The organism is Bradyrhizobium diazoefficiens, from assembly GCF_016612535.1.
Lineage (GTDB): Bacteria > Pseudomonadota > Alphaproteobacteria > Rhizobiales > Xanthobacteraceae > Bradyrhizobium > Bradyrhizobium diazoefficiens_C.
Genome location: NZ_JAENXS010000003.1, coordinates 55,082 through 78,586 on the forward strand (window position 1 = coordinate 55,082; position 23,505 = coordinate 78,586).

Annotated in this window: 20 protein-coding genes; 9 read left to right on the forward strand and 11 right to left on the reverse strand. The window is 62.7% G+C overall.

Annotation, left to right across the window (positions count from 1 at the left end; all coding sequences use genetic code 11):
* Nucleotides 1–124: 124 nt before the first annotated feature.
* The 3 genes from JJE66_RS31420 to JJE66_RS31430 all read left to right on the forward strand — a co-directional run bounded on the left by JJE66_RS31420 (nt 125) and on the right by JJE66_RS31430 (nt 3,437).
* On the forward strand, nt 125–1,762 hold the full coding sequence (locus tag JJE66_RS31420) for a carbamoyltransferase C-terminal domain-containing protein (protein ID WP_200519135.1): 1,638 nt from the start codon (nt 125–127) through the stop codon (nt 1,760–1,762).
* Nucleotides 1,763–1,884: 122 nt separating this feature from the next.
* Complete coding sequence (locus JJE66_RS31425; RefSeq protein WP_200519137.1) at nt 1,885–2,643, forward strand: hypothetical protein; 759 nt, start codon at nt 1,885–1,887, stop codon at nt 2,641–2,643.
* Nucleotides 2,640–3,437 carry a hypothetical protein gene (locus JJE66_RS31430; protein ID WP_200519139.1) on the forward strand — a complete coding sequence of 266 codons (798 nt, stop codon included), beginning with the start codon at nt 2,640–2,642 and terminating at the stop codon, nt 3,435–3,437. Before JJE66_RS31425 ends, JJE66_RS31430 begins: the two co-directional genes overlap by 4 nt.
* Nucleotides 3,438–3,451: 14 nt before the next feature.
* Here the strand turns inward: JJE66_RS31430 and JJE66_RS31435 are convergent, their stop codons facing one another.
* On the reverse strand, nt 3,452–5,455 hold the full coding sequence (locus tag JJE66_RS31435; protein ID WP_200519141.1) for an acyltransferase family protein: 2,004 nt from the start codon (nt 5,453–5,455) through the stop codon (nt 3,452–3,454).
* A 448-nt stretch (nt 5,456–5,903) separates the two neighbouring features.
* Between JJE66_RS31435 and JJE66_RS31440 the strand changes: the two genes are divergently transcribed.
* The gene (locus tag JJE66_RS31440) at nt 5,904–7,769 is read left to right on the forward strand and encodes a hypothetical protein (RefSeq protein WP_200519143.1); all 1,866 of its coding nucleotides are present in this window, start codon (nt 5,904–5,906) and stop codon (nt 7,767–7,769) included.
* 133 nt (nt 7,770–7,902) lie between these two features.
* Nucleotides 7,903–8,718: a class I SAM-dependent methyltransferase gene (locus JJE66_RS31445; RefSeq protein WP_200519145.1), complete on the forward strand. Its 816-nt coding sequence runs from the start codon at nt 7,903–7,905 to the stop codon at nt 8,716–8,718.
* A gap of 66 nt (nt 8,719–8,784) precedes the next feature.
* Here JJE66_RS31445 and JJE66_RS31450 read toward each other — a convergent pair whose 3' ends face one another.
* Nucleotides 8,785–10,008 carry a phenylacetate--CoA ligase family protein gene (locus tag JJE66_RS31450; protein ID WP_200519147.1) on the reverse strand — a complete coding sequence of 408 codons (1,224 nt, stop codon included), beginning with the start codon at nt 10,006–10,008 and terminating at the stop codon, nt 8,785–8,787.
* Nucleotides 10,009–10,094: 86 nt separating this feature from the next.
* On the opposite strand from JJE66_RS31450, the gene JJE66_RS31455 reads away from it, so the two are divergent.
* Nucleotides 10,095–11,246: an AGE family epimerase/isomerase gene (locus tag JJE66_RS31455; RefSeq protein ID WP_200519149.1), complete on the forward strand. Its 1,152-nt coding sequence runs from the start codon at nt 10,095–10,097 to the stop codon at nt 11,244–11,246.
* A gap of 60 nt (nt 11,247–11,306) precedes the next feature.
* On the opposite strand, the gene JJE66_RS31460 is transcribed toward JJE66_RS31455, so the two are convergent.
* The 4 genes from JJE66_RS31460 to JJE66_RS31475 all read right to left on the reverse strand — a co-directional run bounded on the left by JJE66_RS31460 (nt 11,307) and on the right by JJE66_RS31475 (nt 15,596).
* Nucleotides 11,307–12,146 carry an ABC transporter ATP-binding protein gene (locus tag JJE66_RS31460; RefSeq protein ID WP_200519151.1) on the reverse strand — a complete coding sequence of 280 codons (840 nt, stop codon included), beginning with the start codon at nt 12,144–12,146 and terminating at the stop codon, nt 11,307–11,309.
* A gap of 152 nt (nt 12,147–12,298) precedes the next feature.
* Nucleotides 12,299–13,582: an ABC transporter substrate-binding protein gene (locus tag JJE66_RS31465; RefSeq protein WP_200519153.1), complete on the reverse strand. Its 1,284-nt coding sequence runs from the start codon at nt 13,580–13,582 to the stop codon at nt 12,299–12,301.
* A gap of 43 nt (nt 13,583–13,625) precedes the next feature.
* Nucleotides 13,626–14,699, reverse strand: coding sequence for a branched-chain amino acid ABC transporter permease (locus JJE66_RS31470; protein WP_200519155.1), 1,074 nt, complete (start codon nt 14,697–14,699; stop codon nt 13,626–13,628).
* Nucleotides 14,700–14,702: 3 nt separating this feature from the next.
* Nucleotides 14,703–15,596 (reverse strand): branched-chain amino acid ABC transporter permease, encoded by an 894-nt coding sequence (locus JJE66_RS31475; protein ID WP_200519157.1) that lies wholly within the window; start codon nt 15,594–15,596, stop codon nt 14,703–14,705.
* A 104-nt stretch (nt 15,597–15,700) separates the two neighbouring features.
* On the opposite strand from JJE66_RS31475, the gene JJE66_RS31480 reads away from it, so the two are divergent.
* Complete coding sequence (locus JJE66_RS31480) at nt 15,701–16,066, forward strand: endonuclease domain-containing protein (protein WP_200519159.1); 366 nt, start codon at nt 15,701–15,703, stop codon at nt 16,064–16,066.
* Nucleotides 16,067–16,134: 68 nt separating this feature from the next.
* Here JJE66_RS31480 and JJE66_RS31485 read toward each other — a convergent pair whose 3' ends face one another.
* Nucleotides 16,135–18,066 (reverse strand): long-chain fatty acid--CoA ligase, encoded by a 1,932-nt coding sequence (locus JJE66_RS31485; protein ID WP_200519161.1) that lies wholly within the window; start codon nt 18,064–18,066, stop codon nt 16,135–16,137.
* On the reverse strand, nt 18,063–18,884 hold the full coding sequence (locus JJE66_RS31490) for an ABC transporter ATP-binding protein (RefSeq protein ID WP_200519163.1): 822 nt from the start codon (nt 18,882–18,884) through the stop codon (nt 18,063–18,065). Before JJE66_RS31490 ends, JJE66_RS31485 begins: the two co-directional genes overlap by 4 nt.
* A gap of 338 nt (nt 18,885–19,222) precedes the next feature.
* Between JJE66_RS31490 and JJE66_RS31495 the strand changes: the two genes are divergently transcribed.
* The gene (locus JJE66_RS31495) at nt 19,223–19,897 is read left to right on the forward strand and encodes a Crp/Fnr family transcriptional regulator (RefSeq protein ID WP_200519165.1); all 675 of its coding nucleotides are present in this window, start codon (nt 19,223–19,225) and stop codon (nt 19,895–19,897) included.
* Nucleotides 19,898–19,909: 12 nt separating this feature from the next.
* Here JJE66_RS31495 and JJE66_RS31500 read toward each other — a convergent pair whose 3' ends face one another.
* Together JJE66_RS31500 and JJE66_RS31505 are read right to left on the reverse strand one after the other, a co-directional pair.
* On the reverse strand, nt 19,910–21,166 hold the full coding sequence (locus JJE66_RS31500; RefSeq protein WP_200519167.1) for an MFS transporter: 1,257 nt from the start codon (nt 21,164–21,166) through the stop codon (nt 19,910–19,912).
* A 123-nt stretch (nt 21,167–21,289) separates the two neighbouring features.
* Nucleotides 21,290–22,132, reverse strand: coding sequence for a uroporphyrinogen-III synthase (locus JJE66_RS31505; RefSeq protein ID WP_200519169.1), 843 nt, complete (start codon nt 22,130–22,132; stop codon nt 21,290–21,292).
* 163 nt (nt 22,133–22,295) lie between these two features.
* On the opposite strand from JJE66_RS31505, the gene purU reads away from it, so the two are divergent.
* Nucleotides 22,296–23,159 carry a formyltetrahydrofolate deformylase gene (purU, locus tag JJE66_RS31510; protein ID WP_200519171.1) on the forward strand — a complete coding sequence of 288 codons (864 nt, stop codon included), beginning with the start codon at nt 22,296–22,298 and terminating at the stop codon, nt 23,157–23,159.
* A gap of 46 nt (nt 23,160–23,205) precedes the next feature.
* Here the strand turns inward: purU and JJE66_RS31515 are convergent, their stop codons facing one another.
* Nucleotides 23,206–23,490 (reverse strand): hypothetical protein, encoded by a 285-nt coding sequence (locus JJE66_RS31515; protein WP_200519173.1) that lies wholly within the window; start codon nt 23,488–23,490, stop codon nt 23,206–23,208.
* Between the last annotated feature and the right edge of the window lie 15 nt (nt 23,491–23,505).

Here is a 23,505-nt window from a genome sequence, read left to right on the forward strand (position 1 = left end):
GCTGTGGGATTCGGACGGTCCGGCTTGGGGAAATGGGCCGGTTTCAGGCCGCAATCGAGCGGGCTGCGCGCGATTTACATTGCCCTCAGTTCCTATAGAAGGCTCCCGCGGAGGTCTGCACGACATGTATGTGATCGGAATCAGCTCGGGGATCAAGCACGGCCATCACGATGGCGCGGCGGTGTTGCTGCGCGACGGCGAGTTGATCGCGGCCGCCGAAGAGGAGCGCTTCACGCTGGCCAAGCACGCGCGCGGCGAGCTGCCGCGCGGCGCGATCGGCTTCTGCCTGAAGCAGGCCGGCATCACCATGCGCGACGTCGACTGGATCTGTTCGCCGTTGAAGACCTACACCAACTACGCACAGCGATTGACCGAATATTTCAAGTATCAGTTCGGCCACAGCCCGAAGATCGAGCTCTACGACCATCACCTCAGTCACGCCGCGAGCTCGTTCTACGGATCTGGCTTCTCCGAGGCGACGGTGGCCTGCTTCGACTTCTCCGGCGATTCCAGTTCCGGTCTCGTGGCGCATGCGCGCGGCAATGATTTTCGCGTGCTGACGCGGTTCGCTCGCCACAACAGCCTTGGTCTCTATTACGGGATGCTGACTCAGTATCTCGGCTATCAGATGACCAATGACGAGTACAAGGTCATGGGTCTGTCCTCCTATGGCAGCCCGGAATATCTCGACAAGTTCGCCAAGCTGCTGCGCCCCAACGGCATCGATTACGAGCTCGATCCCGAGCTCGACAAACGCCGGCGCGACGCGGAGATTTTCACCAGTGATTTCTCGACGCGGCAGGAGCGCATCTTCACCGAGAAGATGGAGGAGATCCTCGGGCCGCGGCGTCTGCGCGGCGCGCCGCTCGACCAGCGCATGACCAACATCGCAGCGAGCGGCCAGAAGCAGCTCGAGATCGTCACCACCGAGGTGATCCGGTCCGCGATTGCCGAGACCGGCTGCGGCGATGTCTGCATCGCCGGCGGCGTCGGGCTGAACTGCAAGATGAACATGGAGATCGCTGCCGAGCCATCCGTGAAGCGCCTTTACGTTCCGCCGGTGCCGCACGATGCCGGCGTGGCGCTGGGCGGTGCGATGATGAAATGCGCGGAAGCGGGCCACACGATCTCGCCGTTGTCGCACGCCTATTGGGGACCGGAATATTCCAACGACACGATCCGCGAGACGCTCGACAAGATCGGCGCGCGGTTCGATCTGCTCGATGATCCCGTGGCACGCTGCGTTACGGATCTCGCCGAACAGAAGACGGTGGGTTGGTTCCAGGGGCGGATGGAGTACGGACCGCGCGCGCTCGGCAACCGCTCGATCCTCGCCGATCCGCGCCAGGCCAGCATGAAGGATCGCATCAATCTCACGATCAAATACCGCGAGGAGTTCCGTCCGTTCTGCCCGTCGGTGCTCTACGAGCGCCAAGCCGAATATTTCGAGGACACGTTCGACGCCCCCTTCATGGTGGTGACGTTCCCGGTCAATGAGAAGGTCGCCGACGCGATGCCGGCGGTGGTCCATGTCGACAACACCGCGCGCATCCAGACTGTCCACGCCGACAGCAACCCGCTCTACAGCCGCCTGATCGGCGAGTTCGCCAAAGCGACCTCCCTGCCGGTGCTGATCAACACCAGCCTCAACATCAACGAGCAGCCGACCGTGAATGCGCCGCTGGAGGCGCTGCATACGTATTTCTGCTCGGGCCTGGACGTGTTGTATCTGGGCAACTATCGGCTGTCGAAATTGAGCTGATCTCCAGAAGGCGCAGCCCTCGAAGCTCGCAGCAAGCCTGTCGTTGGCTGAATTGGGGGTTGTGCGCGGAATGCTTGCGAGCTACTTTTTCGCAGCTTTTTGATCAGTTTAAGGACCCCCGCGTGGCGCAACGCAGATTGCTGATCCCGTCGCTCGCAGCCCTCGGACAAGAGGCGGGCTTCGCAATAAACGCCGAGGTCGCGCTGATCCGGCTTCGGACCTTTCAGGGCGGTGCGCAGGTCGCAGTCGCGGAGTTCAAACCCGATCGGATCGTCAGGATGTGGCGATCGCAATGGGCACCGGAGCTTCCTGCCACCGCTGACGAGATCAATACCGTCGAGCTCGTGGGAGACGGCTTTAACGACCTCGAGGGCGAAGTGTCCTTCCGCGATGACTGCCAGCAGATTGCGGTATTGACGGGGCTGGTCCCGCTTCGCGGTCCTGATTTCAAGTTCTCACCGATCCTGCATCAGGCGCACTACAACGTGCTCATGGCGAATTGCGAGACCTATGTCGTGCTGGCCAATCTCGTCGGCGAGGGCGACAAGCCGACGCGGGCGAACAGACTTCAGGTCGAAATCAGAAATCTCGCCGCGGATGTGCTGGCCGTGACCGACATCGATCCGGCTTTCAATACGACCTGGCTGCTCCCGGTCGCTGACCTGGCCCGGCGGAACGGCGTGGTGCCGGAGCAAGGCCTGTCGGTGCGGATCCGCGGCGGCACGAGCCAGTTTGCGGTCTTCACCGTGTTCCGCAATCTTTCCAGTGGCGCTCTCGGTATCGAGCATTCGCTGCCGCCGATCTATTTCACCGAAGCGCCTTTCAATCCCGCTCTGAGATCGCGCTATCAGAAGGCCGCCTTTGGAGATCTGAAGATATGACCGGCTTGATCCCGAGGGCTCTGGCGCGCGCCGGCCGCATGGCCGACGCGGCCCATATGAAGCTGAAAAAGGTGAAGCCGGCCGTGTTCGGATCGCCGATCCGGCAGAACATGGTGCAGCTGTATCGGCATGACGGTGATTTCGATACCGTCATCAGCATTCCGCATCATCTGAGCTTTCTCGCGCCCGACACCAACATCGACATCATCTACGGTATCAAGGCGTTCGACCGGAATGGCGACCTCGTTGCCTTTCGTAAGCACCGGGTGAAGCATTTCGAGACACTTCAGAAACCGATCTCCGAACTCCTCGGCCGCGAGCCGGACGAGCATGGCATGTTCTCCGTCACCTGCCATTACAGCTCGCCCTTCGGGATCGAGTTTCTCGGAATGACATCGCCGCAGTTCATGACCATCTTCATGCCGCGCAGCGAACGCGGTGCGCCGCAGATCACGCATTCGCACAAGTACATGGATCAATTTCCGCCGCTGAAATCCAAATTGGTGCGTCGCTCGGCGCTCGTGGAGGGCGACCGCAATCTGACCGGGATCAGCTATTTCATCATGAACTCGAGCCCGGTTTCAGCGAGCGCGAACCTGTCGCTGACAGGGCCATCGAGTTCGTTTGCGCAAGCCGTCAAGCTCAGGCCGCACGGCGCTGCACGCATCGACTTCGATGCTGCTGGAGAAGGTCCCTTCGAACTTGCCTGCGAATGGGATCGCGTCGTCAATCATCGCAAGCCGATCGCGTTCCGGCGGTTTTCCTCAGGTCTCGTCACGGCCGCGCATTCCTAGCCGCGTCAGCGGTTTCAGTGGTTCAGGGCATTATCCGGATCAGGCTGAGCCCGGGTGTCGCGGCGGTCATCGGCCAACGCGGCTGTCAATCCGATCCTGTCGGCAAAGTCGCGCCGCGTCTGTGGATTCAGGTTGCGGCGGATGTGGTTCAAGTCCCGCCAGAGAAACTCACCGTCCATCGAGGTCTCGCAGGTGTCGTTGCCGCACAGCCGCCCGGTGGGAGTGACGGCGGAGACGTGGGGGATCGTTTTGGCAATCTCGATCAGTAACGTATCGGTGGCGTCCGTTCTATTTCGGATGATGCGCGCGTCAGCTTGCTGAATTGTCGCCGAGCAGGGCGCTCGCAGCAGTGTCGAATGGAGCTGATGCGCGCATTCGACGACGCGGTCGGTCAGCTCTGGTACCGTGCCGATCAGGATGAAGCGTCGCTGCGGCATTGCGGTCTCGTCGATGAGTTTCACCAGCGCATTGCGCATTGCCACGAGGCCAGCCTCAGCGTCGCCTTTGCCGATCCTTGCCGGCAGCTCGGCCCATCTCGTCGCCAGGATCACCTGATCGATCGCCGGATCTTTTCGCAGCAGCTTCTCGCCATCCGCATGGAAGCGTTTGCAATATTCCGGGAACTGAGGATCATCGGCGGACAGGACGTCGTTGCCGTCGCCAAGCACGGCCGAGCAGCCGGCATAGACGAGAATGGATCGTTCGGGATCGTGATTGATGGCCTCGACGATGGGCGCAAAATGCTGCGCGTGGCTATCGCCCCAAATCAACGTCTTGCGTCTCGCTCCGTCCCACGGAGCGCCGAACGCGCAGAATTTGCCCTGAAGGGCATCGATCCCGATGTTCTTGCAGGGCCACTTCCACATGACGACAAGGCTACGCATCGCCAGCCCTTCTGGCGGAATTCGCTGCGGCAGTCCGTCCGAGCTGTCGACATACATCGCGGCACAGAGGACGGTCATGATCCCCGCGAGGCCCGTTACCACGGTCCGGGGTGGGCTCCAGCGCCGGTTGCGGAAAGGGCGCTCGACACAGAGGTAGGAGACCGCCGATATGACGATCGAGGCGGTCGCGATGACGATGGACTCGGCGAGGTCCGGCACGCGATTGCCGACAAAGGTTCGGTACAGAACCCAGATTGGCCAGTGCCAGAGGTAAAGGCTGTAGGATATCAGCCCGACCGGTGCGAGCAGGCCGAGCACGCGTCCTGAGAACGTTGGCCGTGCGCACGGCCAGATCACCAGCGCGGCGCCAATGCAGGGAACGAGTACGGACGCTCCAGGAAAATGGTCCGACGATATCAGGGCAAATCCGGCGACCATCAATGCGAGTCCAACCGCTACGGCCAGCTCGCCGATTAGGCGCGGCAGTGCCGGCAAAAATGCCAGTAGCGCGCCAAGCCCCAATTCCCAGGCGCGCGGAAGTGTCATGTAGAAGGCGCTTTTCGGCGCGACATCGAAGTAGAAGATGCTGCAGATGCAGCCGACGGCGACGAATAGAGCAAGCGTCGGGGCCAGCGCAAATCGTAAGCTGATCCTGGTGAGGCCCAGCAGCAGCAGCGGCCACACCACGTAAAACTGCTCCTCGACTGCAAGCGACCACGTGTGCAGGAGAACCTGGAATTCTGCGGCGCGATCGAAATAGCCCGTGTTTTCGAGGAAGTAGAAATTGGATACGCCGAATGCCGCTGCGGCGGTACTCTTCGCCAGCGCGGCGTAATCGCCCGGCATGAGAAGGAAACGGCCGGCCAGCAATACCGTCACGAGCATGGTCAGCAGTGCAGGCAAGATGCGTCGCATTCGCCTGTCGTAGAATCCGAAGATGGAGAAAGTGCCGGCGGCGATTTCGCCGGCGAGAATCTGCGTAATCAGAAAGCCGCTGATGACGAAGAACACATCGACGCCGGTAAATCCGCCGGGAAGCGGCGCACCGTAGTGAAAGGCAAGAACGGAAAGCACCGCGATCGCGCGCAGCCCGTCAATTTCGGCACGGTAGGCCATCCTGATCGTAAGTTCCATCCTGCTTGCCGGTCGGATTGCATGAAGCACAAGCAGCGCAACCGCCGCGATACGGTAGCGTGTTTCTTTCGTGAAGAAAACCAGGCGGCGGTCTCCGACAACCAGCGCGTCCCCGAACGCGCCGCTCGGAGTAGCCGAAAATCTATGGGGTCTGATCAGCGCGATTCGTCGTCGAGGGCATCCACACGGGTCGAGCCGACATGCCTGGCGTGTCGTCGATGATATCAGGGAATTGTGGGCGAGTCTGCGATTCGACGCTGGATCAGATGCCGGCTGTCTTCGCGAACGGTGATCCAAAGGGGTTTTGCATCGTTGATAGATGTACTATGAACACACCTTCTACGGCTGGGTTTGAAATCAGTGATCCTTCAATGAATGAATTGTCCGCTGGTCCGAGAATCGGCGTTGCGCTTTCCGGCCGGGGTCCGGGCTCTCGACGAGGACGTGGATGAAGTTTTTCCATGCTGACGAGTCCACGCAGATATCGAAGAAACTGCCCTATTTGTCGGTTCTTGCCACTCTGGTCCCGCTGTGGTTCCTGGCGACATTCTTGTTTCTGACCCTCCGGGCCATCCCCGAGTCTGATGATTTCTGCTTCTCATATCGTGCCGGATTCTTCGAGACGCTGCTCAAATGGTACCAGTATGTCGGAGGACGCGTCGTTCCTCTCGCGCTGATGCAAATTCCGGCCAAGTTTGGTCGTGTGGTCGGCGTCGACTATTTCAGTTTCTATGAGCTCTTTCTCTTGCTGCTGGCCGCCGGCTTCGTTTTAGCCATGGTGCTGGTGGCACGACGATTGTGGCCGCAAAAATCCTGGCCGGAGCAAGCATTCTTCGGACTTCTCTTCGCGGCCGTCCTGGTGTCGACTGCGCCGAGCCCGCGGGAGATGCTGTACTGGTTGCCAGGGGTCACCTGTTACACGATTCCGGGGGCTCTGGTCATGCTGATCATGGCCGTGCTCTCCGCTGCCCTGTTCGACAAGCAACGTATCGATGTGGCGACGACGTTTTGGCTGGCCGCCGCGTGCGCCATTGCATCTCTATGCAATGAATTCACGCCCATCTGGGTGTTGGGGTGGGTCCTCGGTTCGTTGCTGCTGCGGTTGCTGACGCAGAGATCCAATCTTCAGGCGTTCGAGCACGCGATTTTGGCGCTGGTAACGGTCGCGGCTGGAGCGGTGGTCCTGTTGGCGCCGGGCAATGCCGTCCGACGAGCGCAGTTCTCGGCTGGCGGCGCGCTGGAGCAGTCTCTTCATTTGGCCGCCTCTGACTTTACCGAAACGCTGGGCCTTGTCTTCTGGGCTCCAGAGGTCATTGTCTTGCTGATCGGAGTTGCGGCGTTTTCGATTTCGAAGCCGGAGTGGCAGCAAGCTCGACTAAGACATTTGGCCGCCATGAGTGTGTACTTGCTTTTCGGTACGGCGCTCTGTGCCTACATGGCTCACTTTATCGGCCGATTCTCCGCTGCCGAAAACTTGGCTTCTCGCGCTCGTAATGAGGTCGAGGGCCTGTTGATCGCGGGCGCGACCTTTTCGGTTTGCTTTGCTTCGAGCTGGCTCGGCGCGCGGATAAGGGAGGTTTTGCCCCGAACGGCGCCGCTCGGTTCGGCACTGGCTGCGACACTGATCATCGTTGCGATCAGCGGCGCGAGCTGGCGGGCTCTCTCGGCCGGCACTGCAAGTCTACGCCTTGACCGCGATCGTGCATCCGTCGAGCCTTTTTGGCTGGACAGCATGGCGCGTCATGCTCGCCTTTCGCTGTCAAGCGACAAGGACGTCCTGGTTTCGCCGCTTCTCGTCTTTCCCCCCCTGTTGGCCAATCAGGATCTGGTCGAAACTCCGGATAGGCTCCCGAATGATTGCATCGCGCGGTTCTATGGAAAGCAGGTCGTTCGCTTGAGGATTGAACCACCCGCGGAGTTCCTGACGGCGCTTTCGAAATTCTTGTCTGGCCTTCAGAGCAAGATCCCGCAGATGCCCTCCGGCGAGATCCGCCTTTCGGACCTGCGCAATCGTTCGATTGAGGTGCCGGAAACGCTAGTCCAAGGGCCGAATCTCTCGACTCCCTGGGGAGCGATGCGGCTCGTCAGGGATGGAGGACTTCTGCAATTCGATCTCGATCGTCTTCCATCCAGCGTATGTGTTCCGCTCTATCGTGGCCTGGGAGATCTTCGAGGTATCACCAAGATTGAACCAACTTCACTTGCAGCCGGCTTCGAGAACACGCCGGTCTCGGACGAGAGCGCCGTGAAGGCCTGCTCTCTGCGAACAGATTTCATCAGATTCCTGGTTTCGGAGACAACCGCCGGTCGGTGATCTGGTCGAGAGAGTTGTTCACCGCTCGTCCGCGATCACCTTGCCGTCGTCGGCAGCGCTCCGGGTTGAGCACCTCGACTGCGCCGCTCCCGATTTCTAGACAAATGAATCAACCCATAGTAGCTCTTAATAGATGGATTGGCGGCTCAAGGCTTTGGCGTTTCGAGCTCTCGATTTCCCTGGTGGAAATTGGGCCCATTATCTATTGCAGCGTCATGTGACAAGAACTTGGCCCCGGCCGACGAAGACGCTGGATGCTCTCGCACGGAGGGCTAAAGAGGTGGTAGATCGTTACTCCGTGCATGTCGGCGGCTTACCGAACAACGTGCTTGAAATCGGTGCGGGGAGGGATCTGGCCGTTCCGCTCGCCATGCGCCGTCTTGGCGTCGAGACTGTGACGGCCGTGGACGTTAACCGGATCGCCAACCTTGAACTGATCCAGCATGCTGCAGACCATCTGTTGTCTGAACAGGTCAAGTTTGCGTCATGGAAAGAGCTCGAGAGTTTCGGAGTGCACTACCTGGCACCCCATTATGTGACGGCCGATGATGTCAAGGTTGATTGCTCGTGCTCAAACGAAGTTCTTGAACACGTGCCAGTCGAACAGTTGGTTGTGTTGCTCCGTGCCTTGCGGAATGTCACCGAGAAACTGACGGTTCACTCGATCGACTATAGTGATCATTATGCCAGGTCGGACAAGTCAGTTTCGCGGCTGAATTTCCTGCGCTATTCGGACGATGAGTGGCGCCCGTTCAACAGCGGCAAGCAGTTCGTCAATCGACTTCGACACAGCGATTATCTGCGCTTGTTTGAGGAAGCGGGATTCAAGATCATCGAGGAGAGCTCGATGGCAGGCGATCCGGCGTATGGGCTGGAAGTGGCTGAGCAGTTCAGGCACTACGATCCAGCTGATCTGTTTGCCATTAAGGGTCGCATCATTGCGGCATGACAAATCTGAGGTAAGTCAAGCCTCGACGGCCTCTGATAACCTTGGCGCTCGTAAGACGTCGTTAATCTACCGCTCGTCCGCGATCACCTTGCCGTCGTTCGGCAGCGCGCCGGGGCTAACGAACTCGACCACGCCGCCGAGCTTCGTCACGGCTCGCAAGCTGCTTGCGATCTCTTCACGCAGCGCGTCGCCCGATGCGCCGGTCTCGGCCTTTAGCGTCATCGCGTCGCTCTCGCCCTGGCGCGTGACGACCAGCCGCAGCCTTCCGAGCGCGGGATGACGCTTGCCGATCTCGGCGATCTGTTCGGGGCGGACGAACATGCCCTTGACCTTGGTGGTCTGGTCGGCGCGGCCCATCCAGCCCTTGATCCGCATATTGGTGCGTCCGCACGGGCTCGTGCCGGGCAGCACTGCCGTGAGATCGCCGAGCGCGAGACGGATCCAGGGATGGTGCGGGTCGAGCGAGGTCACCACGATCTCGCCGACATCGCCCGGCGCAACGGGATCGCCGGTGCCGGGCTTGACGATCTCCATGAGTAAATCCTCGTTGACGACCATGCCGTCGCGCGCCGCGGTCTCGAAGGCGATGAGGCCAAGATCGGCGGTGCCGAAGGCCTGGTAGGCGTCGATGTCGCGCGCCTTGATCGCGGCCTGGAGCGAGGGCGGGAAGGCCGCGCCCGAGACAAGCGCGCGCTTGATCGAGGAGACGTCACGGCCTGCGGTCACGGCTGCATCGAGCAGGATCTTCAGGAAGTCCGGCGTGCCGCTGTAGCCGACGGGACGGTAGGCCTCGATCAGCTCGAATTGCTGCTCGGTATTGCCGGGACCGGCGGGGATCACGGCGCAGCCGAGCGCGCGCGCGGAGGAATCAAAAATGAAGCCGCCGGGGGTCAGGTGGTAGCTGAAGGTGTTGAGCACGATGTCCTCGGGGCGGAACCCGGCCGCGAACAGCGCCCTTGCGCCGCGCCAGGGATCGGCCTGTCGCCCCTCCGGCTCGAAGATTGGGCCTGGGGAGGTAAAGAGACGGGCGAACGCCCCCGGGGCGGCCGTCACGAAGCCGCCGAATGGCGCGGAGGCCTTATGCAGGGCCGGCAGTTCCGACTTGCGCAGCACCGGGAGGGCGGCCAATGCAGCCCGGGAGGTCACGGCAGCCGGATCGATGCCCCTGAACCGCTCGGCATAGGCCGGCGCGGCCATAGCGCTGCGCAGCACATGCGGCAGGCGAGCGAACAGCTCGGCCTCGCGCGCCGCTGGCTCGCGCGTCTCGAGGGCGTCGTAATGGGCGGTCATGGCAGGTCTTTCTGGGGTGGCATCCGTTGCACGGCGCCGCTCTCATGGGTATCAGACGGCCATTGGCGGGGCGTGGAGAGAGCGCGATGGCTGACGAGAGCATCATTGCGGCGGACGGAGCGGCTGACGTCGTCGCGCGCCTGAAGCGCCGCATGATCGACGAGGCGATGCCGCTGTGGTCGACCGTCGGTTGGGACCACGCCGCGGGCGGTTTCATCGATCGGCTGCACCGCGACGGCACGGCGGATGCGGCCGCGCCGCGGCGCGTGTTCGTGCAGGCCCGCCAGATCTGGTGCTACGCCAAGGCGGCGCAGATGGACTGGTATCCCGAGGGGCGCGCCATCGCGCTGAAGGGGCTCGAGCACCTCCTGGCAAAAGCAAAGGCGCCCGACGGCCGGCCCGGCTATGTGCACCGGCTGACGCCGGAGGGCGCGGTGCTGGATTCGCGACGCGATGCCTACGACCACGCCTTCATCCTGTTTGCGCTGGCGACCGTCTATGCGCTCGACAAGGATGCGCAGATTCGCGCCGAGATCGACGCGCTGCTCGCCTTCCTCGACGGCCATCTGCGCTCGCCGCATGGCGGCGTCCACGAAAGCCTGCCGGTGTCGCTGCCGCGTCGGCAGAACCCGCACATGCATCTGTTCGAGGCGATGATCGCGTGCTTCGACGCGACCCATGATCTGTCGTTCCAGAACCGCGCCGGTGAATTCTTCGCGCTGTTCCTCGCCAATCTCTACGACAAGCAGAAGCGGATTCTGACGGAGTACTTCGAGGAGGACTGGTCCAAGATCGAGCCGGTCAGGGTCGAGCCCGGCCATCAGGCGGAATGGGTCTGGCTCCTGAAGGGTTTCGAGCGGATCACGGGATGTCCGACCGGCCAGCGTCGCGCCGAGCTGCTGGCGACCGCGCTGCGTTATCGTGACGAGGCGACCGGTTGCCTCATCGACGAGGGCGATGATAGCGGCAATATCCGTCGCGGCACGCGCCGGCTGTGGCCGCAGACTGAAATGGCGAAGGCGTGGATCGCACAGGCCGAGTCCGGCGAGGCGAGCGCGGCGGAGGAAGCGCGCGCGGCGCTGGTGCGGCTCGAACGGCACTACCTCAGCCATCCCGTGCGGGGCGGCTGGTACGACCAATTCGACAGCGACGGAAAATCGCTGATCGACACCATTCCTGCGTCGTCGTTCTATCATGTTCTCTGCGCGGTCACTGAAGCGGAGCAGGTATTGGGTTAGAGCTCTTTTGTTTTGACGCGTTTTCTTCACGCGAACCGGTTCCCACTTCGCTCGAAAACGCTATAGCCATCGCTTTCGCCGCTTGAAGCTTTTGAGGTTCTTGAAACTCTTGCGCTGGTCGCCGGCGCCGCCGAGATAGAACTCCTTGACGTCCTCGTTGTCGCGCAGCTCGTCCGCGGTGCCGTCGAGCACGACCTTGCCCTGCTCCATGATGTAGCCGTGGCTTGCCACCGAGAGCGCGGCGCGCGCGTTCTGCTCGACCAGGAGAATGGTGACGCCGAGGTCGCGGTTGATCTTCTGGATGATCGAGAACACCTCCTTCACCAGCAGCGGCGAGAGGCCCATCGAGGGCTCATCCATCAAGATCATCTTCGGGCGCGCCATTAGCGCACGGCCGATCGCGAGCATCTGCTGCTCGCCACCGGAGAGATAGCCGGCCAATCCTGTGCGCTCCCTCAGGCGCGGGAAATAGTTGAAGACCATGTCGAGATCGGCGTCGACCTCGCGGTCCCTGCGGGTGAACGCACCGAGCCTGAGGTTTTCCAGCGACGTCATGTCGGCGACGATGCGCCGGCCCTCCATCACCTGGAAGATGCCGCGGCGGACGATCTTGTCGGGGTCGATGCCGTTGATTCGCTCGCCTTCGAACAAGATTTCGCCACGCGTGACCTCGCCGTCCTCGGTCTTGAGCAGCCCCGAGATCGCCTTCAGCGTCGTCGACTTGCCGGCGCCGTTGGCACCCAGCAGTGCGACGATCGCGCCCTTGGGCACGTCGAGGCTGAGGCCGCGCAGCACCAGGATGACGTCGTCATAGACGACCTCGATGTTGCGCACGGCGAGGAGCGGCGGCGCGGGGACGATGCTTGGGGTGGGGCGTGTAGTTTCCAGTGCTTCAGTCATTGGGCTATGCCGCCAATCTCTATGCTCGTCATGCCCGGGCTGGTCCCGGGCATCCACGTCCTTCGTGCCAACCGGCTAGGCGTGGATGGCCGGGACGTCTGCGCGAAGACGCGCTTCGCGCTTTTGCCCGGCCATGACGCCCGTGGATAGACTCACCAGCCAAACCATTCCGGCTTGCGCGGCAGCTCGACCGACTTGACCTTCTCGAGCTTGATCGTGCCCTTGCTCATGAGGTCGTTGATGTCGCCATCGGTCGCTCCTGATACCTTCGAGCGATAGAGGTCGACCTTCATGGTCCCGCGATGGTCCTTCTCGGTCCAGGTCGAGGGATTGCAGACCCCTTCCATGCCAGCCGGTACCCAATCCTTCTTTTGGTAGAAGCCCTTGGCGACGTTCTCGCCGGTGGCGCCGCCGTTCTTGGCGGCCCAGTCGATCGCTTCCTTCATGTAGAGCGCCGAGCAGACGGCCGCGACGTAATGCACGGGGCGGTAGACCTTGCCGGTGGGGTCGGACATCTTCGATATCTCCATCACCGTCTTCATGCCGGGCGCGTCGCCGCCCCAGCTCACCGCCGTGCGCAGCGGGAACACCACGCCGTCGGCGGCATCGCCGGCAGCCTTGGCGCCGCTCTCATCCATGCCCCAGACGTTGCCGAGGAACTGAACGTCCACGTTCGCCGCCTTGCAGGCCTTCAGCACCGAAACGTTGGATTGGGGCGTATTGCCGAGATAGGCATAGTTCGCACCCGAGCTCTTCAGGCTCAGACACTGGCTGCTGTAGTCGCCCGGGCTCAGCGCGAAGACCAGGGGCGGCAGCACTTCGAAACCGAGTTCGGTGGCCAGCGCCTCGCCAGCAGCCTTCGGCGCGTTGGGGTAGGGATGATTGGCGCCCATGTGGACGTATTTCGGCTTGCCCGGCTTGCCCTTGGCCTTCCAGTCCTCGGCCGCCCACATCAACATCGCGCGCAGCGCGTCCGAATAGGTCGGGCCATAGAAGAAATTGTAGGGTGCGGGCTTGGCCTTGCCGCTGCTGCCTTCAGGGTCCGACAGCGCCGCGGCGTAGGAGCCGGACATGTCGGGAATCTTGTCCTGGGCGAGGAAGCCGGTCAGCGCTTCGGTGTCCGCCGTGCCCCAGCCCATGATGGCGGCAACCTTGTTGTCAGGGGCGGACCACTTCTTGTAAAGCGCGATCGCTTTCGGCACCTGGTAGCCGTAGTCGTTGGTGTCGACGTTGAGCTGCTTGCCGCCGACGCCGCCATTCTTGTTGACCCAGGCGAAGGTGTCGGCAACGGCCTGGCCGAACGGCGTGCCGACGTCGGCGGTGCCGCCGGAGCGGTCTTCGAGATGGCCGATCGCGATCTGCGCCTGCGCACCGGTTGAAAAGGCCGCAATCGCGAGCGCGAGCGAGGCGGTGCTCAAAAGGGATTTTGTCTTCATGGGTCGGTTCCTCCTGTTTATTGTTTAAGTGAAGCTCCCGTGCTCAATGCGAGAACGGGTAGAGTTTCCAGTAGGTCTTGATCTGTCGCCATCGATGGGCGAGGCCGTCGGGCTCGAACATCAGGAACACGATGATGATGAGCCCGATCGCGATCTCGCGCAGGAAGGTGAGGTTGTTGTTGAGCGAGAGCGCCTTGTCGATCGCGCCGCCCTTCAGAGACAGGCTGATGAACTCCATCGCCTCGGGCAGCAGCACGACGAAGGCCGTGCCCATCAGCGTACCCATGATCGAGCCGGTGCCGCCGATGATGATCATGGCGAGGAACAGGATCGAGCGCTCGATGCCAAAACCTTCCTGCGAGACCACGAGCTGGTAATGCGCATAGAGCGCGCCGGCGATGCCGGCGAAAAAGGCGGCCAATCCAAACGACAGCGTGCGGTATTTGGTGAGGTTGATGCCCATGATCTCGGCGGAGAGATAATGGTCGCGGATCGCCACCAGCGCGCGGCCGTCGCGCGTGCGCATCAGATTGGTGACGAGGATGTAGCTGACAAGCACATAGGCCAGCACGACGTAGAAATATTGCCGGTCGCCGCGCAGCGAATAGCCGAAGATCGAGAACGGCTCGGCGCTGGCCGGCACCGAGCCGCCGGTGAACCACTCCGCGCGGGAGAAGAAGTCGAGCAGGATGTATTGCGCGGCAAGAGTAGCGATGACGAGATACAATCCCTTCAGCCGCGCCGCCGGGATGCCGAACACGAGACCCACCAGCGCGGTGACGACACCCGCCAGCGGAATCGCGAAGAACACCGGGATCGGCGCATTGTTGGAGATGTAGGCGGAGGAGAAGGCGCCGAGCAGGAAGAAGGCGGCATGGCCAATCGAGATCTGGCCGGTGAAGCCGACCAGGATATTCAACCCCAGCGCCGCGATCGAGAAAATGCCGATCTGGATCAGGATGCTGAGCCAGTATCCGCCGAGGAATTGCGGCACGAGGCAGAGCAGCAGCACGCCGAGAATCGCAAAGCTGCGGCTGGTCGTCGTCGGAAAAATCGTGGTGTCGGCCGCGTAGGAAGTGCGGAAATCACCAGCGGGGATGAGGGCAGGGCCGGCCATGGGTCAGATCCGCTCGATGTCGTGGGTGCCGAACAGGCCGTAGGGCTTGATCATCAGCACGATGATGAGGACGTAGAACGGCGCGATCTCGTAGAGATTGCCCCAGTGCAGATACTGGCTGTCGACATATTGCGCGATGTTCTCGAGCAGGCCGATGATGATGCCGCCGAGCACCGCGCCGCCGACGGAATCGAGCCCGCCGAGGATCGCGGCGGGAAACACTTTGATGCCGTAGCCGGCGAGCCCGGACGACACGCCGTTGACCACCGCGACGACGACACCGGCGACCGCCGACACGGTCGCCGAAATAGCCCAGGCCATGGCGAACACGCTCTTCACGGAAATGCCGAGCGACTGCGCCACCTGCTGGTTGAACGCCGTGGCGCGCATCGCAAGGCCGTACTTCGAGGCGCGGAAGAACCAGGCCATGCCGATCATCATCGCGATCGAGACGACCAGGCTCATGACGTAGACAGTCTGGATCTGGAGCCCGAACAGGCCGACCGACTGGCTCTCGAACACGCGCGGAAACGGTTGCGGATTGACACCGAACATCCATTTCAGCGTCGCCTGCAGCACGGTCGAGAGGCCGATCGTCACCATGATCACGGAGATGATGGGCTCGCCGATCATCGGTCGCAGGATCAGGACCTGGATCGCGATGCCGAACGCGAACATGAACACCAGCGTCATCGGCATGCCGATCCAGAACGGCACCTGGTATTTGGCGAGCAGGGCCCAGCACACCCAGGCCCCGACCAGCAGCAATTCACCTTGTGCGAAATTGACCACCTGCGTGGCCTTGTAGATCAGCACGAACGACATCGCGACCACGCCATAGAGCGTGCCGACGACGAGACCGTTGACCAGAAGCTGGATGAGGAAGGCAGTGTTCATGTATAATGGACCTTTCGTCTCTCCCCGCTTGCGGGGAGAGGCCGACGCGCACCGAGCGATGCGAAGCATCGTCCGGAGCGCGGCGGGTGAGGGGGAGTCTCCGCATGCGAGGTGCCGAAGAGACGAAGACTGGTCGCGCAAGGAGCTTGCGCGCTGCGTTGACGGATGCGGAAGGAAAGCTCTGCTATCGCCTGCGCGCCCGCAGGCTGAACGGCCACAAATTTGTCCGGCAGGAGCCGATCGGGCCATATACCGTCGACTTTATATGCCGTGAAGCGCGCCTGATCGTTGAAGTGGACGGTGGCCAACACGCCGACAGTCCGCATGACGTCGTGCGCGACAAATGGCTGACCGACCGAAATTGTCGGATCCTGCGGTTCTGGAACAACGATGTGTCGAGCAATTTGGCTGGCGTTCTCGAAACGATTGTTACCGCCCTCGCGGAGGCTCCCCCTCACCCGGATCGCTAACGCGCTCCGGCCTCTCCCCGCAGGCGGGGAGAGGCGAAGGGCAGCAGCGTTCGGCGGGGTAGCTTGCTTCACTCCGCAGCCTCCGCCATATGCCCGTGTCCGCCCAGATCCACCACGCGGAGCGTCGTGCGCACCCTCTGCGTGGTGCCGTCCTGGAAGCGGATCATCGTGTCGACGGGGATGTTGGCATCGCCACGGTAGATCGCGTCGATGATGCCTTCGTACTTCTCGTTGATGACGCTGCGGCGCACTTTTCGGGTACGGGTGAGCTCGCCGTCGTCGGCGTCGAGCTCCTTGTACAGCAGCAGAAAGCGCGAGATGCGCTGCGCCGGCGGCAGCGTGACGTTGACGGTTTCGACCTCCTTGCGGAGCAGCGCGTAGACCTCGGGGCGCGAGGCGAGATCGCTGTATGTCGTGAAGGAGAGGCGGTTCTTCTCCGCCCATTTCGAGATGATGGAATAGCGGATGCAGATCATCGCCGCGAGCGCGTCGCGGCCGGCCCCCAGCACCACGGCTTCGGCGATGTAGGGCGAGAATTTCAGCTTGTTCTCGATGAATTGCGGCGAGAAGCGCTCGCCGCGCGAGGTCTCGGCGAGATCCTTGATGCGGTCGATCACGACGAGCTGGCGGTTCGCGTTGAAATAGCCGGCGTCGCCCGACAGCATCCAGCCGTCCCGGATGTCGGCCACGCTCGCCTCCGGGTTCTTGTAATAGCCGAGAAACATGTGGGGGTGCCGCACGACGATCTCGCCGACGCCATGGACGTCGGCGTTGTCGATGCGGATCTCGATCTCGTCGGCCATCGGTACGCCGGTGGTATCAGGATCGACCTTGCCTTCGGGATGCAGCGTGTAGGCCCCTAGCAACTCGGTCTGGCCGTATAGCGTGCGCAGCGGCACGCCCATGGCCTGGAAGAACTTGAAGGTGTCGGGCCCGAGCGCCGCGCCGCCGGTTGCAGCCGAGCGTAGCCGCGTGAAGCCGAGGCGGTCGCGCAATGCGCGGAACAAAATCGCGTCGGCAAAGCCCGAACGATTGCCCTGTTCGAGCGCGGCAAGGCCGCTCTTCATGCCAATGTCGAACAGACGCTGCTTGAAGGGTGTCGCGTCCATCACCTTGGCGCGGACATCGGCGGCGATCGATTCCCAGACGCGCGGCGCGAACAGCACGAAGGTCGGCGCGATCTCGCGCAGATCATTCATCATCGTGTCCGGCTCTTCGACGAAGTTGATCTTCATCCGGCAGAGGAGGCCTTTGCCCAGCACATAGACCTGTTCCATGATCCACGGCAGCGGCAGCACGGAGACGTATTCGTCGTCCGGCCCCTTCGGATCGAAAGCGAGATAGGTCGCGCAATGGCCGAGGACGCGGCCGGCGGCGAGCATTGCGAGTTTGGGGTGCGACGTCGTGCCGGACGTGGTGCAGAGGATGGCGACGTCCTCGCCCTTGGTGGCATCGACGAGGCGATCGTAGAGCTCCGGCTCGCGCGTGGCCCGGGCACGTCCGAGCCCGGCGAATGTCTCCGCCGACATCAGCCTGGGATCGTCATATTTCCGCATGCCGCGCGGATCGGAATAGATGATGTGCTTCAGCCGCGGCACGCGATCGGCCAGCGTGAGCAGCTTGTCGACCTGCTCCTCGTCCTCGGCGAAGACGAGCTGGGCTTCGCCGTAGTTGAGGAGATAGGAGGCCTCTTCGTCCAGCACGTCGCGATAGAGCCCGAGGCTCAGTCCGCCGATCGCGTGAGTCGCAACCTCCGCCGCGACCCAGTCCGGCCGGTTGTCGCCGATGATGCCGACGACATCCTCGCGCCCGAGGCCCAGCTCGGTCAGGCCGAGCGCAAAGTCGCGCACCCGCGTCTGGTAGTCGTTCCAGGTAAACGGGCGCCAGAGGCCGAGATCCTTTTCGCGCAGCGCAATTTCATTGCCGTGCTCCCTGGCATTGAGCCGGAGCATTTTTGGATAAGTGTCGGCCTGCGCGACGCGGCCTGCGTAATCCATCATGCCGCGCTCTCCTGCGCCGGCGGTGCGTCGTCGGGATCGACCAGCACCTCGTCCTCCTCGCCGAGATAGGCACGCCTGACGTGGGAATCGGCGAGCACCGCGGCGGGATCGCCCTCGGCGATCTTGCGGCCGAAATCCAGCACTATGACGCGGTGGGAGATGTCCATCACCACGCCCATGTCGTGCTCGATCATCACCACCGTCATGCCGAACTCCTCGTTGAGGTCGACGATGTAGCGGGCCATGTCCTCCTTCTCCTCGAAGTTCATGCCGGCCATCGGCTCGTCGAGGAGGATGAGGCGCGGCTCCAGCGCCATGGCGCGGGCCAGCTCGACGCGCTTGCGCAGGCCGTAGGAGAGGGTGCCGGCTTGTGCCTTGCGTACCGACTGGAGGTCGAGGAAGTCGATGATCTCCTCGACCTTGCGGCGATGTTCGAGCTCTTCCTTGCGCGCGCCGGTGAGCCAGTACAGCGAGCCCGTGAGGAAATTGTTCTTCAGCAGGTGATGGCGGCCGACCATGATGTTGTCGAGCACGCTCATGTGGTGGAATAGCGCGAGATTTTGGAAGGTGCGGCCGATGCCGAGCGAGGCGCGGGCGTTCGGCGTCAGGCCGGTGATATCGCGGCCCCGGTAGAACAGCTGGCCTTCGGTCGGCTTGTAACGGCCGGAAATACAATTCACGATCGAGGTCTTGCCGGCGCCATTGGGGCCGATGATCGAGAACAATTCGCCGTCGTTGATTCCGAAGCTGACGTCGGTCAGCGCGCGAACGCCGCCGAACCGCAAGGACACGCCGCGCACTTCGAGACTGGTAGCCACCAAACAAATCCCTCCCCGGTGATGGCGCGTTCAGCGGCGCTCTTCGTCGGTTCCTGCCGGGCGATCCTAGTACGGTCGTGCCGGTGAGGCCATGCAGCACATGGTCCCGACCGGAGCCGTGCCGCTTTCGTCCCCGTTTGGGATCAAAAGCCGCATCGCCCGAGGTGGCTCTCAATAGGGGAAAGCGCTATTTTGAAATGTCTCCGTCCTGACAATTCTGCGACAAAGTTTTTGGGGCGGCATCGGCTTACATCTTTCGTCGGATGGTGGTCGGAACGATTGTGTTGCAGTGCAGCAGAGGGATGGAGTGACGAAACGGTGCGGCTGGCCTCCAGATCATGATTTCAGATGATCAACTGAAGCGCATCGCCGCCTGGTCGCGCGAGCTCACGCAAGCGGAGATCGAGGTCGCCCGTGCCGGGATCACGGAGCGGTCCTACGGCACCGGCGAGACCGTGTTTATGCGCGGCGACAAATTCGACTATTGGGCCGGCATGGTGAGCGGCCTTGCCCGCATGGGCGGGGTCTCGCGTGATGGCAAGGAGACGAGCCTTGCGGGGCTCACGGCGGGCGCCTGGTTCGGCGAGGGCAGCGTGCTCAAGAACGAGCTGCGCCGCTATGACGTGGTTGCGCTGCGCGACAGCCGGGTCGCGCTGATGGAGCGCGCTGCCTTCATGTGGCTGTTCGAGAACAGCGTCGGCTTCAATCGCTTCCTGGTGCGCCAGCTCAACGAGCGGCTTGGCCAGTTCATCGGCATGCTCGAGGTCAACCGCACGCTCGATGCGACTGCTCGGCTTGCCCGCGGCATCGCCTCGCTGTTCAATCCGATCCTCTATCCGGAATCGACCGCGCATCTGGAGATCACCCAGGAGGAGATCGGCGCGCTGTCCGGCATGTCGCGGCAGAACGCCAACCGCGCGCTGAACCAGCTGGAGAAGGAGGGGCTGCTGCGGCTGGAGTACGGCGGCGTCACCATTCTCAATATCGAGCGGCTGCGCGGGTACGGGGATTGAGCCCTTACAACGTCACCGCGCATTGGCGGGCGCATGCACCGGCCACAGGTCGGCGCGCCAGCGGATGGCGATGGCCAACATCGCGATGATGCCTGAGACCGCGTAGAGCGAGCCGGTCGCGGAATAACCGATGATGTCGATCAGGCTGCCGGCCGCGAGCAATCCGATCGGCAGGCCGTAGATCACCATCATGCGCACCCCCATCACCCGACCGCGCAGGTGCGCGCTGGCCGTCCGCATCAGGATCACAGCTGCCGAAATCATCGACATGCTCTGGGCGATGCCGGCCAGCACGAGGCAAGCCATGGCGACCGGCATGGTCCTGATTTCGACGAACACGAGCAGCAGCGTGTACCAGGCCAGTGTGGCACCGATCAGGAGCCGGGCAATGCGCAGGCCGCTGGCCAGACTGAGCGTGACGGAGCCGATCAGCGAGCCCAGGGCGAAGCTCGCCGAAAGATAACCGAGGCCGGTCTGGTCGGTATGAAAGATGTCGCGCGCGATGTAGGGCAGCAATCCATTCGTCAACGGAAATGCGGTGAGATTGGCAAGGAATGCGACGCAAAGCGCTGCCAGCATGGCCGGCCCGTTCCAGGAATACACGATGCCTTCCTTGAGATCGCGCAGCAGTCGCGAGCCGGACTGGCTCTCGACCGCGCGATGCGCCGCGGACTTCGTCGGTCGGGTCAGGCAGAACATCAGAATCGCGGCCGTGAGATAGAAACATGCGACCCCAACATAGATTGGGCCTATGCCAAGGACTGCAAACAGTCCAGCTCCCGTCAGCGCTCCGGCAATGCGCGCGCTATCCTGGGTCGTGCGAGACAGGCTGATCGCACCCACGAGCTGCTCGGCGGGCATGATGTCGGCGAGCAGTGCGCTGCGAATGCCAAGATCCGAGGAACGGATCAGGCCCATGACAGTCACGATGATCATGACGTTGAGCGGCGCCAGATGGCCAGTCAGCGCCAGCACCACGATGGTCGAAGCGAGCACTGTGTAGGTGAGGCGCAGCACGACAAGGAGGTCGCGGTGACCGATGCGGTCGCCGACCATCCCGAGCACCGGCGCAACCAGCGTGCCGAGATACTGCAGCGAGGCGAGGATGGTCAGTAGCAGCACCGAGCCGGTCTCGACCAGGATGTACCAGCCGAGCACCAGCGTCTCGACCTCGAACGCCCAGGAGGTGAGCAGGTCGGACGGCCACTGGAAGCGGTAGTTGCGGATGCGGAATGGCGCGAGCGCCGAGCGCCGCGAACCCACGCTCACAACGCGATAACGCGTGTCACGGCGATTTCCTGCCCTTGTTGTTTCTTTTTGCTGTTTGGCAACGTAGCGCCGACAGTCCGCGTGTCAATCGCAGCCGCCACGGGCCGCCCCCGCGCCCGGCTCCTACCTCGCAGCAGTTTTCGGCTTCCGCTCCGCCAGCGCCGCAGCCATCGCCGAGATCAGAGGGCGCATGAAATAGGCGTCGTCCGCTGGCGAGATGTCGGTGCGCAACCCATGCGCTGCGAGCTCGCCGGATACTGCGGGCCCCACCGATGCGATCAGCGTGCGCTCAAATCCCTCGCGCAGTTTCGCCTCGCTGCCATGGGCCTTGGCGGCCTCGATCAGGCGGCGGACCTGGCCAAGATTGGTGAGCGCGATGGAATCGATCCGCCCGGCCGCCATGTCGTCGATGGCCGCAACGATATTCGCATCGGCTGCCTTGGAATCGTAGACGTAAGGCAACACGGTATCGACCTCGGCACCTTGCGCGGCCAGCGCACCGGTCAGCGCGCTGTGGTCCTTGTCCGGATAGAGCTGGAGGCCGAGGCGGCGTCCCCTGAGGTCGCGCTTGCCCAGCATCTCGATCACGCCCTCGGTGGTCGGCTTCTCCGTGGTCTGCTGCGCCTCGAGTCCGATCTCGCGCAATGCCTTACCGGGCTTCGGCCCGCGGGTGAATTTTCGCGACTTGGCGAGCGCCGCGACAAAAGCCTGGTCTATCTGGCGCGCGCGCGCGAGCTTCGTGATCCGCCGCAGGCCCTCGCCAGTCATCAGCACGAGGTCGTCGAACGGCTTGTCGATGGCGCGGCGGATCCAGGCCTCGACCGGGGCGGGGTCCTGCGCATCCTGGATGGTGAACATCGGACATTGCACGACATCGGCGCCTTGCTCGGCCAGAAGTTTTGAGAACTGCGCCTCCTCGCGGCTTTCCAGGATCAGGATGCGGGTGCCGTTCAAACGGTCGGCCATGGGCGTGCTCCGGTCAGTCAAAATCGCAATCGTCCGTTCATCCTGACTCCGTCGTCGGGATTGGCGCAAGGGTCGCCTCGGTGCTAGAGCAGGGCGCAAATCGCGCGGGTCGTTCCGCGAGCCCTGCCCAAACCTTCATCAAGAGCCATCTCTGACCATCAACATGCCCGATCATCAATACGTTCTGACCCTGTCCTGTCCGGATCGTCCCGGCATCGTTTCGGCGGTGTCCACCTTCCTGGCGAACTCCGGACAGAACATTCTGGACGCCCAGCAGTTCGACGACGTCGAGACCAAGAAATTCTTCATGCGCGTGGTGTTCACCGCGGCCGATCTCGCCGTGGAGCTGTCTGCGCTCCAGACCGGCTTTGCCGCGATCGCCGAGCGTTTCGGCATGGAATGGCAGATGCGCGACCGTGCCGCGCTTCGCAAGGTGATGCTGCTGGTGTCGAAGTCCGACCACTGCCTGGTCGACATCCTCTATCGCTGGCGCACCGGCGAATTGCCGATGACGCTCGCTGCGATCGTCTCCAACCATCCACGTGAGGTCTATGCCGGATTGGATTTCGGTGGCATCCCGTTCCACTATCTGCCGGTCACCAAGGAAACCAAGCGCGAACAGGAAGGGCAGATCCTGGATCTCGTCGCCAAGACCGGCACCGATCTCGTCGTGCTCGCCCGCTACATGCAGATCCTGTCGGACGATCTTTCGGCACAGCTCTCGGGCCGCTGCATCAACATCCACCACTCGTTCCTGCCTGGCTTCAAAGGCGCAAAGCCCTATCACCAGGCGCATGAGCGCGGCGTCAAGCTGATCGGCGCCACGGCGCACTACGTGACGCGCGACCTCGACGAGGGCCCGATCATCGACCAGGACGTCGAGCGCATCAGCCATCGCGATACGCCGGAAGATCTCGTGCGCAAGGGCCGCGACATCGAGCGCCGCGTGCTGGCGCGTGCGATCCGCTACCACCTCGACGACCGTGTCATCCCGAATGGTCGCAAGACTGTGGTGTTTATGGATTGAGTTGTCTCACCACTCCGCGCGGAGCGGGGCGAGGGGACGCGCAGGCCTAACGCACCGCATCGCCCGACGCGGACCCCGTGGCACCCTTCTGCGCCTGCTCTTCCCTTTCGCGATCGGCCGCCGGCAGCAGCCGCTTGCGCTCGCGTTCCTTCATGTAGGCCTCGTATTGCGGTGTGCCTGGCCGCGGCGGGGCGTCTGCGGGCAACCCGCCGGCCCATTGCGGAACATAGTCGCCCATGCCGGCCGACAGCTTTTCGTTGACGGTGCCGCAGCCGGACAGAGCGGCGGCAAGCACGACGAGAAGCAGGAGAGAATGGGAACGCATGGACATCGTGTGGGCGCCGGC